We start from the raw sequence: 16826 nt of genomic DNA on the forward strand, positions 1-16826 counted from the left end.
TCGGGCGAACTCACCCCAGCAGATTGCGCGCCGTGCGCATGAAGATCCTCGAGCCGATCGGGATCAGATCATCGGGAAAATCATAGTCCGGATTGTGCAGGGAAGGGTGGCGCTCGCCGGCGCCGAGGAAGAACATCGCCGACCTGGCGCTGTGGCCGAACAGGCCGAAATCTTCCGAGGCACGCATCGGCAGGGCTTCCTGCCCATGCACGACGCCTTCTTCGTCGAGCGCGCGCTGCAGATGCTCCACCGCGTCCGGCGCGTTGACGCTGGCAACGAATATCTCGTGGTAATCCCAGCGCGCCGCGAGGCGGTGCCGGCCGGCGATGTCCTTGGCCAGGGCTTGCGCGGCGGCGCAGAGATCCGCCATGCGCTCGTCGCGGCGGGTGCGCAGCGTCGCCCAGACCTCGGCATGCGCGGGCGCGATGCCGAACACGGCTTCGCCCATCCGCGCATGAGTGACGGTGACCATGGAGAAATCGTCATCGGCGAAGGTGGCACGGCCGAGCGCGGGCAACGCCGGCATCAGCTCCGAGATCGCCGGCATGGGCGAGATGCCGGTCTCGGGCATGGATGAATGCGCCGTCTTGCCCTCCAGCACGATGCGCATGCCGCGCGAGGCGCAGTTGACGACGCCGGGCTTGAGCCGCACCTCGCCGAACGGCACGCCGGGCAGATTGTGCAGCGAGAAGGCGAAGTCGGGTGCGATCTCGCCGTAGCGGGGGTCGGCGACGACGCCGGCTGCGCCATTGCCGGTCTCTTCCGCCGGCTGGAACATCAGCACGACGCGGCCGCTGGCCGGCCGCTCGCGCCCCAACTGGCGGCCAAGGGCGGCCAGGATCGCGGTGTGACCGTCATGGCCGCACATATGCGACTTGCCCGGCACTTGCGAGGCATGCGGCACGCCGGACAGTTCCTCGATCGGCAGCGCGTCGAGTTCGGAGCGGAACAGCACGGTCGGGCCGGCCTTGCCGCTGTCGTAGACCGCCGCCACGCCATGCCCGCCAAGGCCGGTGAGCACCCTGTCCGGCCCGGTGTCGGCAAGGAAGGAGACGACCTCCTTTGCCGTCTTCTCCTCCTCGTTCGAGATTTCCGGCTGCCGGTGCAGCTTGCGCCGCCATTCGGTCAGCTCGACAATGTCCCGGTTGGTCAGGGTCATGCTTCTTGGCCTCCGTTCCATGGCATCTCCAATAACACGCCCGGTCGTCCAAGCGCGTCGAAACTCGATGTGCCACGCTGAATTCGCAGCCGTCCTGGGCAAGATGGGCCGCAATGGCCGACCACATAGGGTGACATGAAAGCGCGAAACTACGCTTCGGCCCGGCGTTCTTCCCGCGCCGCTTGCCACACCTCGCGTGCCGCATCGGCGTTCATCGCGGCGATACCCAGCCCCACGACCAGATCCGGCCAGGCAGAGCGCCAGAGGAAAGCCGTGACCAACCCAGCCGCTATGATGGCGATGTTGGCGATGGCGTCATTGCGGGCCGACAGGAACGCGGCCTTCGTCAGGCTGCCGCCGTGATGACGGTAGGCGGCGAGCATGTAGGCGCAGGAGAGGTTGACGGCGAGCGCGCCGAGCCCCGCCAAGGTCAAGGCGATGGGCTGCGGCGGCACGGGCATGTTGAACTTCTCCCACGCCGTCCACAGCGTTGCCAGGCCCGGCACCAGCAGGATGAGCGCGAGCGCCATGCCCACCCGGGCGCGAGAGCGCAACGACCAGCCGAGCGCGAGCAGGATAAGGAGATTTACCGAGGCATCTTCGAGAAAGTCGACACTGTCCGCGAACAGGGACACAGACCCGATGGTGAGCGCCACAGCGAACTCGATCCCGAAATAGGCGAGATTGAGCAGCGCGACGATGAGGACGATGCGACGGAGCGGGAGGTTCATCATCTGAACGTAACACCATTCGCAGCGACAGACGCCACTGCGAATGGTGTCTGGAATTGTCCTATTGATTGATCTCGGGTTCGACCAGCTTTGCCAGGTTCCGCAGCGATTCCTGCCAGCCGAGATAGCAGGCCTCGACCGGAATGACGTCGGGGATGCCGGCCTGGGTGATGTCGATCTCGGTGCCGCACGACACTTTTTTCAGGATAACGGTGACCTGGATCTCGCCGGGCAAATTGGGGTCGTCGAACCTGTCAGTGTAGCGCAGGCGCTCGCCCGGAACGAGTTCGAGATATTCGCCGCCGAAGGCATGGCTGCCGCCGGTGGTGAAGTTGCGGAAGGACATCTTGAACGTGCCGCCGACCTTGGCCTCGAGGTGATCGACCGTGCAGGTGAAGCCGTTCGGCGGCAGCCACTTGGCCAGCGCGTCGGCCTCGATGAAGGCGCGATAGACCTTTTGCGGGCTGGTGGTGAGAACACGGTGCAAACGTACGGTGCCGGGCATATCCTGTCCTTTCATGATGCCTGTTCAATGTCCCAAGGACGAACGGGGTCTGGCCGATCCGACACGGGCGCCTAGATTTTTATGCACCCGGCCGCAAGCCTGTCACATCTCTGTGCATGTCGTTGTCGCAAAACCGCTGCACAGTTTGGGTGACATGCACTGGCGTAGGCCAATTCAGGTCGATTTGGGACTCGATTTTGCGGCGGCTGGACCAATCGTCGCAAATGACGAACCGGATAGCCATTATGAGGCGATTGGTTATAACGGTCGCTGAGATTGCCATATCCAAGGGGAGACGATGCGCTACATACGTCCGCTTTCAATCGAAGATGCCGTTGGCCAATTGGCCGGATCGGCTGGCACGGCAGCCATTCTGGCCGGGGGCAGCGACCTGCTGGTGAGGATGAAGGGCGGCTTTGTCGAGCCCGACCTGATCGTCGACATCAAGTCGATCGCCGGCTTGAGCGAAATCCGCGAAACCGCCGACGGCTTCAGCATCGGCGCCGCGGTCCCCTGCGCCGTGCTGGGCGAGAACGCCGCCCTGAAGAAGGCCTGGCCGGGCGTCGTCGAGGCGGCGAAGCTGATCGGCTCGAAGCAGGTGCAGGGCCGTTGTACGATAACCGGTAATCTCTGCAACGCCTCGCCGGCGGCCGACAGCGTGCCGGCATTGGTGGCGGCTGGCGCCAGGGCGGTGATCGCCGGGCCTTCGGGCAAGCGCACCATTGCCGTGGAAAAAGTTCCAATAGCACCGGGCAAGACCTCGCTCGCCAAGGGCGAGATCATCGAGGCGATCCTGCTCGACAAGCGCTCGCCGCGCTCGGGCGACGCCTATCTGCGCTTCATTCCGCGCACCGAAATGGACATCGCGGTGGTCAGCGCCGGCGTGAACCTGACGATCGACGAGCATGGTGTCGTCACGGCGGCCCGTGTGGCACTGGGCGCGGCGGCACCGACGGTGCTGCTGGTCGAAGAGGCCGCCGAGGCGCTTATCGGCAGGAAACTCGACGAAGCCGCCCTCGAGCGGCTGGCAAAAGTCTGCGCCGGCGCCTGCCGCCCCATCGACGACAAGCGCGGCACCATCGATTTCAGACGCAAGGTTGCGGGTGTGCTGGCCAGGAGAGCCGCCACGACCGCCTACGCACGTGCAGGAGGCAAATGATGGCTGGTATTGCAGTCTCGACGACGATCAATGGCGACATAACAGAATACCTTTGCCAGCCTGACGAGACGCTGCTCGACGTGCTGCGCGACCGGCTCGGGCTGACCGGCGCCAAGGAAGGCTGCGGCACCGGCGACTGCGGCGCCTGCTCGATCATCCTCGACAACCGGCTGGTCTGTTCGTGCCTGGTGCTCGGCGCCGAGGCCGAAGGCCGGCGCATCGAGACCGTCGAGGGCATGGCGCATGGCGACAAGTTGCATACGCTGCAGCAGAAGTTCCTCGAGCATGCCGCCCTGCAATGCGGCATCTGCACGCCGGGTTTCCTGATCGCGGCCAAGGACCTGCTGGCGAAAAACCCCGACCCGACCGAGGAGGAAATCCGCTTCGGCCTGGCCGGGAACCTCTGCCGCTGCACCGGCTATGACAAGATCGTGCGCGCCGTCCAGGACGCGGCTATCGTGATGAAGGGAGCCTGAAGATGAATTTCGATCCACGTTTTTCCGGACGTAAATTCGCCTCCGTCGGCACACGCCCCATCCGCCCCGACGGCGTCGACAAGGTGACGGGCCGCGCCCGCTACGGCGCCGACTTCAACATGGCCGGCCAGCTGGTCGGCCGCGTGCTGCGCAGCCCGCATGCGCACGCCATCATCAGGAAGATCGACACTTCGAAGGCGGAAAAGCTTCCCGGCGTGAAAGCGGTGATCACGGCGAAAGACCTGCCCGATCTCACCGATGGCGATGCCGCCATGTACGACGTCCTCGACAATTGCATGGCGCGCAGCAAGGCGCTCTATGACGGCCATGCGGTGGCCGCGGTCGCTGCCGTCGATGCCCGCACGGCCAGGCAGGCGCTGAAGCTGATCGAGGTCGACTACGAGATCCTGCCGCATGTCACCGATGTCGACGAGGCGATGCAGCACCACGCCCCGCTGATCAATGATACGATCTTCACCGAAGGCCTCGAGGAAAAGCCGGTAAAGCCCTCCAACGTCACCAAGCGCAGCCAGTTCGGCCATGGCGACGTCCATCAGGGCTTTGGCCACGCCGATTTCATCGTCGAGCGCTCGTTCAAGACCGAGCAGACGCATCAGGGCTATATCGAGCCGCATGCCTGCGTGGCGAGCGTCTCGTCCGACGGCACCGCGGACCTCTGGGTCTGCACGCAGGGCCATTTCGTCTACCGCCAGCATTGCGCCCAGCTGCTTGGCATGGAAGCCTCGAAGCTGCGCGTCACCTCGTCCGAGATCGGCGGCGGTTTCGGCGGCAAGACCCATGTCTGGGCCGAGCCGGTGGCACTTGCCCTGTCACGCAAGGCCGGACGCCCGGTGAAGCTGGTCATGACCCGCGACGAGGTGTTCCGCGCCTCGGGCCCGACCAGCGCCACCTCGATCGACGTCAAGATCGGCGCCCGCAAGGACGGCACCATCACCGCCGCCGAAGCGACGCTGCGCTACAGCGCCGGCCCCTATGCCGGCTCCTGGGCCGAGATCGGCGCCATGACGGCGTTCGCCTGCTACAAGCTCGATAACGTCAAGACGGTCGGCTACGAAGTGCTGGTCAACCGGCCCAAGACCGCGGCCTATCGCGCGCCGTCGGCGCCGATGGCGGCCTTCGCGGTGGAAAGTGCTGTCGACGAGCTCGCCAAGGAGATCGGCATGGATCCGGTCGATTTCCGCATCAAGAACGCCGCGCAGGAAGGCACGCGCTCGTCCTACGGCCCGGTCTACGGGCCGATCGGCATCGGCCCGACGCTGGAGGCGGTGAAGCACCATCCGCACATGAAGGCGCCGCTGGGCAAGAACCAGGGCAGGGGCATGGCCTGCGGCTTCTGGTTCAACTTCGGCGGCCAGACCTGCGTGGACCTCAACATCGGCATGGACGGCTCGGTGTCGCTGGCCGTCGGCACGGTCGACGTGGGCGGTTCCCGCGCCTCGCTGTCGCTGGTGGCGGCGGAGGAACTCGGCATCGACTATGCCCAGCTCAAGGCGGTCGTCGCCGACACCTCCTCCCTCGGCTACAACGACATGACCGACGGCAGCCGCGGCACCTTCTCCTCCTCCATGGCGACCATCTCGGCCGCCCGCAACGCGATCAAGATCCTGCGCGAGCGCGCCGCGCAGATGTGGGACATTCCGGTCGACGACGTGATCTGGGAAAAGGGCTATGCGCTGGCCAAGGGCGAGAAGTACGGCAACCTCGCGGCGCTGTCGCTGAAGGAGATCGCGGCACAATCCGGCAAGACCGGCGGGCCGATCGCCGGCCACAGCGAGCTCGTCGCTGACGGCGCCGGCGTCTCCTTCGCCACCCATATATGCGACATCGAGGTCGACCCCGAGACCGGCTCGACCCGGGTGATCCGCTACACGGTGGTGCAGGATGCCGGCAAGGCGGTGCACCCGACCTATGTCGAGGGCCAGTACCAGGGCGGTGCCGCGCAAGGCATCGGCTGGGCGCTCAACGAGGAGTATATTTACGGCAAGGACGGAAGGCTGCAGAACGCCGGCTTCCTCGACTACCGCATCCCGGTCTGCTCCGACCTGCCGATGATCGACACGCAGATCCTGGAAATCCCCAACCCCAACCACCCCTATGGGGTGCGCGGCGTCGGCGAAACCTCGATCGTGCCGCCGCTGGCGGCGATCGCCAACGCGGTGTCGAACGCGGCGGGCGTGCGCATGACCCACATCCCGATGTCGCCGCCACGCATCCTGGCGGCCATCGAGGCGGAACGGGGCTAGGGCGGGCGAAGCTAGGGATAAGGTGTGTTGAGATTCAGGTCAGGCCGAGCCGAAAGTGGCGGGTTCCGAGAACCGGAGCGGAGCGTACTTGAAGTACGTGAGCACCGGAAGCGCAGGAACCTGCCATTTGCAGGCCGGCCTCACCTGAATATCAGCACACCGCAGCGCTAATGGTCGAAGTCACCCTCTGGGGCGCCCTCGGCCAGCTCGCCGGCGGCAAGAGCAAGGTCGAGGTCGAAGCCAGGGATATCAGGGAGCTGTTCAGGAAACTGGCTGAACAGTATCCCGGCTTCGAGCCGTGGATCGATCGCGGGATCGCGGTGGCGATCGACGGGACGATTTATCGGGATACCTGGTCGAAGGAGCTGCCGCCGGGGGCGGAGATTTTTTTGCTGCCGCGGCTCGCTGGGGGGTGAGGGGGGTATAGTCGCCTCAACACCCGGGGCCTCCCGTAAAGATTGTTCGACCTCGTCTTGCATTGAGATAAGGGTTTTGTTCTTGATTTGTTCTATTTTGGCGCTATGGTTGGCATAGTCCAGCTTCATCGAGCAACTGCCCACGCTTCCTTCGTTGAGCCTGCCAGAAACGCTCAGACCATAACCAGAGCCTTCCATTGCGCAACACAACACGGATCAGGTCGTGGCCATCCGCCTCAAGATGGGAGACCAGAATAGCTGGAATTACCGCCCGACCGGTTCCGTCAATCGTCAACCGTAAATATCGATCCATCGCGGCGATCGCCAACTCGCCTCGGTTCGGCTCCGGCGTATCGATCAAGCTCTGCTTGAGGCGCTGCATATGCGCGGCTCCATCAGGCTCCCATGCGAGGAGCTCGGCGAGAGGATCCATTCCCAGTGTGGCCAAAATGCCGGTCGAGGCGCCCAACCAACTGAGGCTGCTCCGGACAGCCATTGGAAAGATCATGCGATCCTTCGAGGTAAGGGGAACAACGTCTGTCCACACGCCTGGCAGAAGCGCTGCTACCGGATTCCAGGAAACGGGGCGACCAGTTTTCATGGGACGATATGGGAAAAAGACTATAGCTGTTTTGCACAGGTTATCCCCTTGTTGTAAACAGGAATTTGCTAGTGATTTGCGCAACTCTGGCCACAGGCTGATTTGGTTGTTGCCATCGGTATGGCGTAGGGAAGTAGCGATGGGAAAAAATGAGCAGGTGTCATGACGGTTGATCGACCCAATTTTGCGACCTCTGCCGAGACAGGAGCCAACGCCAATGAGTATGTTTGTTGGTCTCGGATGCAGGCTGAAGCCGGGCAGCCATTGGAAATAATCGTCGGGCGCAAGGAGACTGAGCGTCGTCTTGGCGGCGGACTCTTCTGCTGGGGCGTAGGAAACGCTCCCTCGTCGGGTATCAATGCGCTCGCGCGCATGAGAACCCCGGTATCAGCGATCTTCTCAATAATGAAGAGCAAGCCGAAGAGCATCGATACTAGCCCTGGCAGAGTCGTGGCGTGGCGAAGGTATTTCGATACTGACGGGGTGCTCCGGCCGTTACCACCACACGTGCTTGTCACTAGCCGCGGGGACAGTGCCACAGGGCCAAAGCAGAAGCATTTTGCGCTCATGTGCTGGAGCGACCAACCGCTCGTCCTGCAGACCGGTTTGCCATTCGATCCGTCGGCTTATCGAAACGTCGGGGGAAGAGGCGCGCCAGTGGGCGCTTCACAGGTAACAGCGTTATTGAGGCAGTCGTCAAAACCATCACCTGAGACCGCTTATGAAGTGAGCCTCCGCGCGCAACTCGCCGGCGGGTATTGGGTGCGATTGGTGGATCCCATCGAATTGACTTCCCCAGAACAAGAGACCCTTGCACGGCGGGACCTTGACGACGACGCTTGGTTGGACTTGCTGGACCGTATACGCAGCCCGTCGAAGAAGGCCCTTCGAGAACCGGAAGATATTTGTTACCTCATTTAGCTCACGTCGAGGTCGAGGGAGGGGTGGGAAGCCCGCACCGTGGACGAAAGCACTAAGCGACTGGTCAAGGAGCTAAAGGATGCCGGGCTTAGCGAGCAGGCTATCGATGCGGCTTGGCCTGTTTGGTGGAGCGAAGATGCCGATGCAAGCGAGTCCGCCCGCGCCGAACTTCGCTTTGCTCTAGCACGCAAATTGGGACTTGCACCTGGACCGCTGCTGGGTGAGCGGGTTGAGTTTGTCTGGAAAGACGATGCTCGTTTCAAGAATCTCTCCACCGAGGACGCCGCAATGCAGGCGGCGCTCGCGTCTTTCGGCGTGGCGATTGGCAGAATACTGCTGCGCGCTACCGATCTAGGGGGTCAGATCACGGGGATTAAAGCTGATGATCTCCGTGCCGCAATCCTGCAGAACCGACAATTCGTTGATCTGCAATCATTGATCAGCACGTGCTGGGCTCTGGGTGTCCCGGTCATTCACCTTCGAGTATTCCCCCTTGCTACAAAGTCCATGCGGGCGATGGTCGTGGAAATATCGGGTAGGTTTGCAATACTTCTGGGCCGCGACGCGTCCTATCCTGCGCCTATTGCGTTCACCCTCGCTCATGAGATCGGCCATGCGGCTCTTGGGCACATCCGAGGGACGAAAGCGATTGTCGATCTCGGAGATGCTGACCTCGTAGATGAAGACCCACAGGAAGTCGAAGCAAATCAATATGCGCTCTTGGTTCTGACAGGTTCGGAGCGCCCAGAAATTACCGCGAATACTACAAACTACAGCGCTCGGAGCCTCGCAACGGCTGCCCTCGAAGCTGGGCCAATCCGCCGCATTGAGCCTGGAACGCTGGCGCTGTGTGTAGGTTACATCTATGAGAATTGGGGAGTTGCAAATGCGTCCCTTCGGCATATTTATAACCAGAAGTCCGAGATGTGGAGACAGATCAACGGCGTCGCTCAGTCCCAGATCAAATGGGACCTCCTTAACGAGGAGTCATCAGACTATCTGCGCGTTGTGATGACGGGCATCAATGAATAGCTGCGCATTGATCGACAATGACCTGGCGATCAAAATCAGCGTGTATGAGCTGCCTTCCGAATTTATTGCGATTCTGTCGGCCAAAGGCCTATCTCCTTCCGCGCTCCAAGTGTCGATTTATGTAGTGCGCAACCGCCTTAAGCGGTCGAGGCAGATCAGTGAGCGTGACCGCGCGGTTAAGTCTTTCGAGCAGTTGAGCAGCCATCTCACAATCTTGGAGCCGACGCCTGTCGAGATTGAGCTTGCGGCGACATATGAAGCCAAGGCCCAAGCTCGAGATCTACAACTGGATACCGGTGAGAGTCAGTTGCTTGCGGTGCTGCTGTCGCGGAACGCTCCTCTGCTCCTGACTGGCGACAAGAGGGCGATTGTGGCGATCGAGGAAATCGTCGGAGATCAATTCGAATATCCGAAAATCGCCTGCTTGGAGCAAGTCATCGCCGCGATCGTGCGGTTAACAAACGTGCAGGATGTGCGTTCGAAGATCTGTCGGGATCCAACGACCGATCGAGCACTTAGCCTATGCTTCTCGTGTGGGGCGGACGCCGTATCAATGGCGTCAGTGCTTGAGGGGCTTGACAGCTATATTGATGCTCTGCGTTCTAGTGCCAGCAGAACGCTACTTCCCTCGAATGACTTCTCACGTCTTGTTCCGTAGGAATACGGCGTAGGGAGCCTTAAGTTCGGCCACCAAGCTGATCTCGACTTCTTTTGCGTCATCCTCGTTCGAAATCTCCCGGTGTTCGAGGACTTCAAGGCAAGCTTTATCTACCTGCCCTCGCAAATAGCGATTACCTGCTCGCCCTGTGCTCTTACCTACCGGGACCCTGGTTTGATCGAGTTGCAGTTTAAAGTTTTGTCGATCAAGGTTCTTAAGCATCAGTGCATACCTGGAACCGAGCACATGAATTCCTGGCGGTATGTCGATCCAGTTAATGGTATCCATGGAGTACTGATCGGCTCTTACAGGATCAGCAGAGTGCCTTGAGTTCATCTCTTGCATGACGAGGTGTATTGGAGCGCCGCGTTGCTGAAACATCTCTGCAAACGGCTGTACCATTGATAAGGGATGGCACGTGCTTCCCCCGTAGCCCCACATCGCAAACCCTTCATCCTCGATCTCTTTCGACTTGCGTTCAATGATCGCGGCCAAATCTTCTTGCGCATGAGTTCCAACCTTCATGAACAGGATGCCGGCGCCAGGCTTGATGATATCGTTCATTTCGGGTCCTCCAGCGGAATCAGTTCGTATTCATCCTCATGAGCCATCCCATAATCAAGGCGTTTGCGCTCCTTGACATATCGCACTCGGGGTTCCTTCGATCTGCCGTAAAAGTTCGCAAGCCGGTCGCCCGAAGCCGCCTGGCTGTGCCTTGCCCGCTTGGCGTTGTCCGGCAGAGAAGAGATGAAGAGATTACACGATCTTAGGTCAGGTGCATCGTCTAGGTGGTAGCTGTGGAGTTTTCGTTGCATCTTTGAGACGTAAAATCCCGCGTCGCGCGCGTAGGATTGAACGTTGGCCAGCACTTCTTTTGGCCAAGGAAGTTCGTCATCATCGGCGATAACAATCATGCCTTCACCTTCATATCTGACCGCCTCGATGCCGCGCTGCACGAAGAGGTTGACACTTTCGCCCATGTTCGAGGCGCCCCAAGGCGGGTTTGTGTAGAAGCAATCGTACTTGGATGACTCCGGCAAGGCGTCGATGCAGTTATAGAGTTCTGCGTCGAGATGCTCTATTTCCTCTCGTTCTGCGAACCGTTTGATCGCCTGAACCGTCCGTTCGTCGAAGTCGAAGACCGTGATCTTGGTTGGTCCGAAGTCAAGGACCCCTCTCGTTTTGAGATACGCCACGCATACACTGATCGCGTCTCCGTCACCGATGAAAGCAAGTTCCTTTCCATCTGCCCAATCGGCGACCATCTCACTTTGAAGCACCATATCGCCGGTCTTCATGTGGATTTGGTCGAATTCGCGCAACGGACGAGGGCGATTTTGCACGACATCGGAAACTGCATTGATCGCTCTACGAAGATCGATCCTCCCGCGCTCCTTGTGACTGTTGGTCACTGAAACCTCCCCATCAGCCTCGACAGCAAAGTTTCCCGGTTAATTGCAGTATCAAACAGGTATACCGGCGCACCAACAATAATGCCGTAGGTAGCGGCGATGCCTGCCTGCAGCGATGTATGCATCCGTGCCTCTTCCTCTGTAGGGAGCGGTCTGCCACCTGATTCATTCTGAATTCGTCGGCGGGTCTCTTCAGGACTGGCGAAAAATACCCAGATTTCGTCGGGCGCCAGGTCTCGCACCCGCTTCTCGGAGAAAGCAGTGATGCGGAACCCGAACTCTTCCTTTGTTACCGGATGGCTGTCGATCAGGACTGGGCGCTTCCGCCGGTGCAATTCGACAAATTCAAGAAGCTGCCCGTCGAGTTGTACGATATCGTCCGGGGTAACAATTAGGGCTGATTTCGCTCGCAGTACGCTCTGATCAGCTAAATTGACCGAACGGGCTTGGACATATCTCGTCAAGCGTTCGCCATACTCCCAAACCTGCACATCCGGTATCCGTGTGCGCAGTGCTTCGAGCGTCGAGCTTTTCCCTGCCGCAGGCGCGCCTGTGACGTATATAACCTTTGACATTTTCCCCACCATCTCCCACCCAAGTAGACAGATATTGTTGTATTTCGTCAATGCGAGTAACAGATCGTTTTTGGAAACTTTGATGCTCAATAAGCGCCAAAGAATCAGCCAAGGGGGAGCTCATCGCCGATGGATATCGCTGACACTGAGAAATTGTCCGTGAGTTTTTTGAGTCTTCCTCGTATCGAGCCAAATTCGCGGTTCAATCTAGGAAATGTGGTTGATTTGCCTTGGAGCATGTGACCCAACACTGAAGAATATTGCTGTAAAGAATTGGGCTAATATGCGAAGCATCAGGTCGATGCTGGCTAGATAGATGTGGCCGTACCGATGCCGCCAGCGTTGCATCTTTCGAGACTAGCCGCCGGCTGCCGAGCACCGCGATTGGCGCCTGGCATCCATCCCAAGCGGCAGCCGCAACTCGCTCGCCAGTCTACCCCACCACTCATATCAAAAACGTCTGCCGCTCCCGCAACGTCGCCGTGATCGCGGCAATCCCCGCCTCGATCTCGCGCCTGCCCGCCAGCATCGCATCCCCGCCACACCTTCCAGCATCGAGTGCAGCAGCTCCGCCAGGCCGACCAGCACCGCGTCCTTTTCCGCCAAGGCCGCGAGCGTGCCTGCTTCCTGACGGTAGCGCTGGGCCATGTGGTCGTCTTCCGGTTGGCGGCATGCCTGCGCCGACCTCGCGGCCGCTCCCGCGGCCTTGCTCTACACCATCCCCGCCGCCTGCGCCCGCACATACGCCAGCGCCGCCACAGCGAGATCGCCCACGGCCATGCCCCGGAACACGAACGCCGTGGCCTCGCCTGGGCTCTGCCGCCCCGCAAAGTCGCCGCAGACAAGGCCCGTCAGGTCGCCGGCGACCAGCGCTGGGTCGACCATGGGTTTGGGCATCTGCTTCTCCTGCTCCAGGTCGTCGACGACGATGCGGTCGAAGCGGCGCATGGTTTCAGGCAGCAAGGGCAGTGCGAGGTCGGTGATGGCGGTGAAGCTTCCCGGCTTCAGCCAGTTGGCATCGAGGAACGGTTCGGGTTCGGGCACCAGGGTCACGGTCGTCACCACCATGTCGGCACCCTCGACGGCGGCCCTTGCCGTGTCGCTGGGGATTGCTTCCAGGCCACGCGACCGTGCCATCTCGCAAAGCGCATCGCGATTGCTCTGATATGGAGAGCGCCCCGCGCGTCGGCCTTCAAGTTGTGTTAGGATGTGACTGACCGGAACCGATAGGTGCGCACGGTATGACCTTTCTCGTTCACAATCATCGCTATGCAGGTGGTAACGAACTTCATCGTTCGCTCGAAACACCCAACATGCTGATCGAACACCGAACCTTGAACCCCGGTGTTCTTCCGGCCGTCAGTTGCACCTGTACCGCTATTTCGGTCACGCTTGCGGGCCGCTACCTGGTCCCTCGGAAGGGGGACGACGCGGCGCGGAGCGCCGTGACCGTTCAGCCTGGCTTCGCCAGCATTATGCCTCTGGGATTCGAGGAGGCCGAAGTCGAGATCGGCGCCCGGGTCGAAAACGTGCACATTTTTCTCGCGCCGTCCGTGACCGGACACAGCGCGCTGCACGACTATGACGCCGATCCGGCGAAAGCCGAGGTCGTCCGCTACAAGGGGATGTCGGACCCGTTGCTGAGAGAGATCGCGTCATCGCTACTCGGCGTCGTCTCGCGACCGCCCGAGGCCAGCGACAAGCTCTTCGTCGACGGCGCGAGCGCCATGCTCGCCGCTCATCTCGTCTCCAAGTATTCGAACATCGCGCAGCGCCGTGCGTCGCCTTCGCCGACCCTCTCCTATGACAAGCTAAATCGGGTGCTCGATCTGATCGACGACCGGTGGGCGGAGGAGATCGGCTTGGATGAACTCGCCGCCGAAGCGTGCCTCAGCCCGTTTCATTTCGCTCGGCTCTTCCAGAAAGCCACCGGCCTTTCGCCCCACCGATACGTCACCGAACGTCGCGTACGTGAAGCGAAGGCCAAACTCGCGGAAGGACGACTGTCGCTCGTCGAGATCGCGCTAGAGTCGGGCTTCGGATCGCAGGGCAACTTCAATCGGACCTTCCGGAAGCACACGGGCCTGACGCCCGGCCAGTTCCGTATCAAGCAGCGATCCTGAATCGGGCGCACAAGAGCAAGAACGGCCCATAGATCCACAGGATCGGCGAATACGTCGATCAGTCTGCCGTGCTTTCTGAACCTCGCCCCTGGTCCTGACGTCATGATGGCGTGGGCCGCCCAGGGAGCTGATCTTTGGAGGTTCTGATGTCCACCAAGCCGACTATCGTCTTCTGCCACGGTATCTGGGCCGATGGCTCTTGCTTCAACAAGGTGATCCCCGCGTTGCAGGCCAACGGGCACGACGTCGTCTCTGTCCAATATGGCCTGGACTCCTTCGAGGAGGACGTAGCGACGGTGAAGCGGACGCTGAACCGCGTCGGCAGTCCCGTCCTTCTCGTCGGCCATTCCTACGGTGGTGCCACGATCACGGCGGCAGGCGTCGATCCGCGCGTGGTAGGCCTCGTCTACATCGCGGCGGTCGCTCCTGACGCGGGCGAGACCGTGCAGAACCAGCTCGACAAGTATCCGTCAGACATTTTTACGCGCGTAGAGGTCGCGGACGGGCGCGCCTGGATGCTGCCGAATGGCACCGAGTTCTTTGCGGGAGACCTTCCCGAGGCCGAGCAGAAGCTCGTCTGGGCGACTCACTATGCCCCGGTGTTCGATCTGTTCCACCAGCAGAAGCTCGGGCCGAACGACATCGCGTGGAAATCGAAGCCGAGCTGGTACGTGCTGGCCAGGAAGGACCACACCGTGCATCCCGATCTCCAGCGCTGGGTCTCAAAGCGTATGGGTGCGACGGTCACCGAGGTGGAGAGCAGCCACGTCCCGATGCTGTCTCAGCCCGACGTCGTTATCGGCGTCATCGGCAAGGCCGCAGCCTCCGTCGGCTGAGCAGGCGATTCTCGATAGTCGCGCGTAATGGGAGGAGGAGAGGCCGTCGCGAAACGGCTTCTCCCCCTCCAAGCGCCTAGCGGCCTTGGCGGTGCAATTTCCGACCAAGGGTTTTTGCACACCTTGGGGGGTTCACCACCAGAGACTTGGTGGCCAGCACGGTGGCGACGCCGAGCGTGGCCATGCAGTAGCGGTCGTCGCCTGGCCACACGGCGGCCTTCGGCGCGCACCAGACTTCGCCCCGCCGCTGGCCGACGATCTGGCGTTCGATCTCGTCGACTATGTCGGGCGTGGAGATCGCCAGGCGATCGAGAACCGCCGACGACAGATAGGGCAGGGTCTCGGCGGCCGGGGACTGGGTCTTCATCGTGTCATGTTCCCAAGGAAACCGTCAGACTACACGATGCGCGTGGGCCCGAAAGCCTTGGCCAAGCCGGCGAGCGGTTCGTGGAGGCGGCTCATCCCGGCGGGCCGGCGGAAGGGAGGATGGGCGAGCCTGTCGCTTTCATTGCCCACCTCACAGCAAAAACGTCTGCCGCTCCCTCAACGTCGCCGTGATCGCAGCAATGCCCACCTCGATCTCGCGCCTGCCGGCCAGCATCGCATCCCCCGCCACACCCTCCAGCATCGAGCGCAGCAGCTCCGCTTGACCAACCAGCACCGCGTCCTTCTCCGCCAAGGCCGCGAGCGTGCCCGCTTCCTGGCGGTAGCGCTGGGTCATGTGGTCGTTTTCCGGCACCGGCTGGTGGCGGATCAGGCCTTCGAGGGCGCCGACCTCGCGGCCCAGGCGCTCGAGCGCCTGGGCGTTGGCGACGACTGTCGCGTCGGGGAAGGGGTTGGCCCGCGTCGGCGGCTGGATGTTCTCGCGTCGGTAGCGGGCCTCGGCCTCGTCGACTGCTGCCCGGGCGCGGCCGAGCAGCGAGCAAGCCATCTCGCGCACGCGCTGGTCGTCGGCGCGCAGCTGGTTTTCCTGGCGGTAGAAATTGTAGCCATAGCCATAGAACAGGTTGATCCCGACCCTGGCGAGCGGCCCGGCCTCGTAGAAGCGGCTCATCTTGTCGCGCCCACCTCATCGCCCAGCGGATAGAAGCCCGTCGGCTGGCCGCCGATGTTGAAGGGCAGGCCGGCGGCGGCGTTGGGCGCCGAGACCAGGCCCTTGTCGGCCATGCGCAGCGCCAGATAATAGCGGACCGCCTCGATCGGGCTGAGGCCAATCGCCTGCAGCGAGATCAGTTCGCGCATGCGCTCGTCGCGCGGCGTGATCAGCACCTTGAGGTCGTTCAGCATGATGCCGTAGACCTTGAGGAAATCGGTGAGATGCAGCTTCACCGCCTCGCGCACATCGCTGATGCGCTCGTTGATGTTCTCCATCTTGGTGACCTGGATGATCTGGTTGATCGCCTGCTCGATGGCCGGCCCGGCATAGTCGGCGATTTCCTTGGTGTCGATCACGGCACCGGCGAACGGCATGTGGGTGATGAGATCGAGCGCCTCTTCCTTGCTGTCGATGTGGATGTAGTAGTCGACGACATAGGACATCTCGGCCATCTCGGCCGAGGTGGCGATGCCCTCATTGCGGACCAGCAGTTTCGAGCGGTTGATGTAGATGACCTCGTAGACCCAGGGCGAGGAGCCGCCGAAGAAGCCCTGCACGATCGATCCGACCAGCGGCTTGTCCGGCGTCTGCAGCGCGTATTGGCCGGTCTCGTAGACGTTGAGCACCGCGCCGCGCGATTTCAGGATGCAGAAATGGTTGCTTTCCACCGTCAGCAGCGAGCCCGAGACGATGCTCTCGTCGACGATCTTCATCGCCACGGTCCTGGTGCCGAGCGCGTCGGTGCCGTCGCGCTGCAGCGAGGTGATGACCTGTCTGGTGATTGCCATGATGAATTCCCCTCCTGATGTACCGGCACGCCCAGCGCGTGCCTGATGCCTGTCGACTTGCGGCCGGGCGGAGC

At 61.6% G+C, this 16826-nt stretch carries 19 protein-coding genes; 8 read left to right on the forward strand and 11 right to left on the reverse strand.

Annotation, left to right across the window (positions count from 1 at the left end):
- Positions 1-10 precede the first annotated feature (10 nt).
- The 3 genes from AC04SF_RS06215 to AC04SF_RS06225 form a co-directional block, all read right to left on the reverse strand.
- Positions 11-1159: an amidohydrolase gene (locus tag AC04SF_RS06215; RefSeq protein ID WP_488476982.1), complete on the reverse strand. Its 1149-nt coding sequence runs from the start codon at positions 1157-1159 to the stop codon at positions 11-13.
- Positions 1160-1308: 149 nt separating this feature from the next.
- A complete protein-coding gene (locus AC04SF_RS06220) occupies positions 1309-1893 on the reverse strand; it encodes a cation efflux transmembrane domain-containing protein (protein ID WP_488476983.1) in 585 nt (194 codons plus the stop codon).
- Between the two features lie 58 nt (positions 1894-1951).
- A complete protein-coding gene (locus tag AC04SF_RS06225) occupies positions 1952-2395 on the reverse strand; it encodes an SRPBCC family protein (protein ID WP_488477338.1) in 444 nt (147 codons plus the stop codon).
- A gap of 298 nt (positions 2396-2693) precedes the next feature.
- On the opposite strand from AC04SF_RS06225, the gene AC04SF_RS06230 reads away from it, so the two are divergent.
- From AC04SF_RS06230 to AC04SF_RS06245, 4 genes are all read left to right on the forward strand, one after another.
- Positions 2694-3554: an FAD binding domain-containing protein gene (locus AC04SF_RS06230; RefSeq protein WP_488476984.1), complete on the forward strand. Its 861-nt coding sequence runs from the start codon at positions 2694-2696 to the stop codon at positions 3552-3554.
- Positions 3554-4030 carry a (2Fe-2S)-binding protein gene (locus AC04SF_RS06235; protein ID WP_488476985.1) on the forward strand — a complete coding sequence of 159 codons (477 nt, stop codon included), beginning with the start codon at positions 3554-3556 and terminating at the stop codon, positions 4028-4030. Before AC04SF_RS06230 ends, AC04SF_RS06235 begins: the two co-directional genes overlap by 1 nt.
- A gap of 2 nt (positions 4031-4032) precedes the next feature.
- Entirely contained in the window at positions 4033-6294 is a 2262-nt protein-coding gene (locus AC04SF_RS06240; RefSeq protein WP_488476986.1) for a xanthine dehydrogenase family protein molybdopterin-binding subunit, read from the forward strand.
- Positions 6295-6464: 170 nt separating this feature from the next.
- Positions 6465-6710: a MoaD/ThiS family protein gene (locus AC04SF_RS06245; RefSeq protein WP_488476987.1), complete on the forward strand. Its 246-nt coding sequence runs from the start codon at positions 6465-6467 to the stop codon at positions 6708-6710.
- A 103-nt stretch (positions 6711-6813) separates the two neighbouring features.
- Here the strand turns inward: AC04SF_RS06245 and AC04SF_RS06250 are convergent, their stop codons facing one another.
- Positions 6814-7218: a hypothetical protein gene (locus AC04SF_RS06250; protein WP_488476988.1), complete on the reverse strand. Its 405-nt coding sequence runs from the start codon at positions 7216-7218 to the stop codon at positions 6814-6816.
- A 1053-nt stretch (positions 7219-8271) separates the two neighbouring features.
- On the opposite strand from AC04SF_RS06250, the gene AC04SF_RS06255 reads away from it, so the two are divergent.
- Both AC04SF_RS06255 and AC04SF_RS06260 read left to right on the forward strand, forming a co-directional pair.
- Positions 8272-9264, forward strand: coding sequence for an ImmA/IrrE family metallo-endopeptidase (locus AC04SF_RS06255; protein ID WP_488476989.1), 993 nt, complete (start codon positions 8272-8274; stop codon positions 9262-9264).
- Positions 9265-9271: 7 nt separating this feature from the next.
- On the forward strand, positions 9272-9922 hold the full coding sequence (locus AC04SF_RS06260) for a hypothetical protein (RefSeq protein WP_488476990.1): 651 nt from the start codon (positions 9272-9274) through the stop codon (positions 9920-9922).
- Here AC04SF_RS06260 and AC04SF_RS06265 read toward each other — a convergent pair.
- From AC04SF_RS06265 to AC04SF_RS06280, 4 genes are all read right to left on the reverse strand, one after another.
- Positions 9905-10486, reverse strand: a complete 582-nt coding sequence (locus tag AC04SF_RS06265) for a hypothetical protein (protein WP_488476991.1) — start codon at positions 10484-10486, stop codon at positions 9905-9907. The genes AC04SF_RS06260 and AC04SF_RS06265 overlap by 18 nt on opposite strands.
- Positions 10483-11334 (reverse strand): bis-aminopropyl spermidine synthase family protein, encoded by an 852-nt coding sequence (locus AC04SF_RS06270; RefSeq protein ID WP_488476992.1) that lies wholly within the window; start codon positions 11332-11334, stop codon positions 10483-10485. Before AC04SF_RS06270 ends, AC04SF_RS06265 begins: the two co-directional genes overlap by 4 nt.
- On the reverse strand, positions 11331-11999 hold the full coding sequence (locus AC04SF_RS06275) for an AAA family ATPase (RefSeq protein WP_488476993.1): 669 nt from the start codon (positions 11997-11999) through the stop codon (positions 11331-11333). Before AC04SF_RS06275 ends, AC04SF_RS06270 begins: the two co-directional genes overlap by 4 nt.
- Positions 12000-12620: 621 nt before the next feature.
- Positions 12621-13217 (reverse strand): hypothetical protein, encoded by a 597-nt coding sequence (locus AC04SF_RS06280; RefSeq protein WP_488476994.1) that lies wholly within the window; start codon positions 13215-13217, stop codon positions 12621-12623.
- Between AC04SF_RS06280 and AC04SF_RS06285 the strand changes: the two genes are divergently transcribed.
- Positions 13151-14032 carry a helix-turn-helix domain-containing protein gene (locus AC04SF_RS06285; RefSeq protein ID WP_245514504.1) on the forward strand — a complete coding sequence of 294 codons (882 nt, stop codon included), beginning with the start codon at positions 13151-13153 and terminating at the stop codon, positions 14030-14032. The two genes, AC04SF_RS06280 and AC04SF_RS06285, sit on opposite strands and share 67 nt — an antisense overlap.
- A gap of 146 nt (positions 14033-14178) precedes the next feature.
- On the forward strand, positions 14179-14868 hold the full coding sequence (locus tag AC04SF_RS06290; RefSeq protein WP_488476995.1) for an alpha/beta hydrolase: 690 nt from the start codon (positions 14179-14181) through the stop codon (positions 14866-14868).
- A 76-nt stretch (positions 14869-14944) separates the two neighbouring features.
- Here AC04SF_RS06290 and AC04SF_RS06295 read toward each other — a convergent pair whose 3' ends face one another.
- The 3 genes from AC04SF_RS06295 to AC04SF_RS06305 all read right to left on the reverse strand — a co-directional run bounded on the left by AC04SF_RS06295 (position 14945) and on the right by AC04SF_RS06305 (position 16752).
- Complete coding sequence (locus AC04SF_RS06295; RefSeq protein ID WP_488476996.1) at positions 14945-15235, reverse strand: hypothetical protein; 291 nt, start codon at positions 15233-15235, stop codon at positions 14945-14947.
- A gap of 150 nt (positions 15236-15385) precedes the next feature.
- Complete coding sequence (locus AC04SF_RS06300; protein WP_488476997.1) at positions 15386-15922, reverse strand: hypothetical protein; 537 nt, start codon at positions 15920-15922, stop codon at positions 15386-15388.
- Positions 15919-16752, reverse strand: coding sequence for an SPFH domain-containing protein (locus AC04SF_RS06305; protein WP_027059738.1), 834 nt, complete (start codon positions 16750-16752; stop codon positions 15919-15921). Before AC04SF_RS06305 ends, AC04SF_RS06300 begins: the two co-directional genes overlap by 4 nt.
- Positions 16753-16826: the final 74 nt, after the last annotated feature.

It is taken from the genome of Mesorhizobium sp. CNPSo 4671, assembly GCF_057784245.1.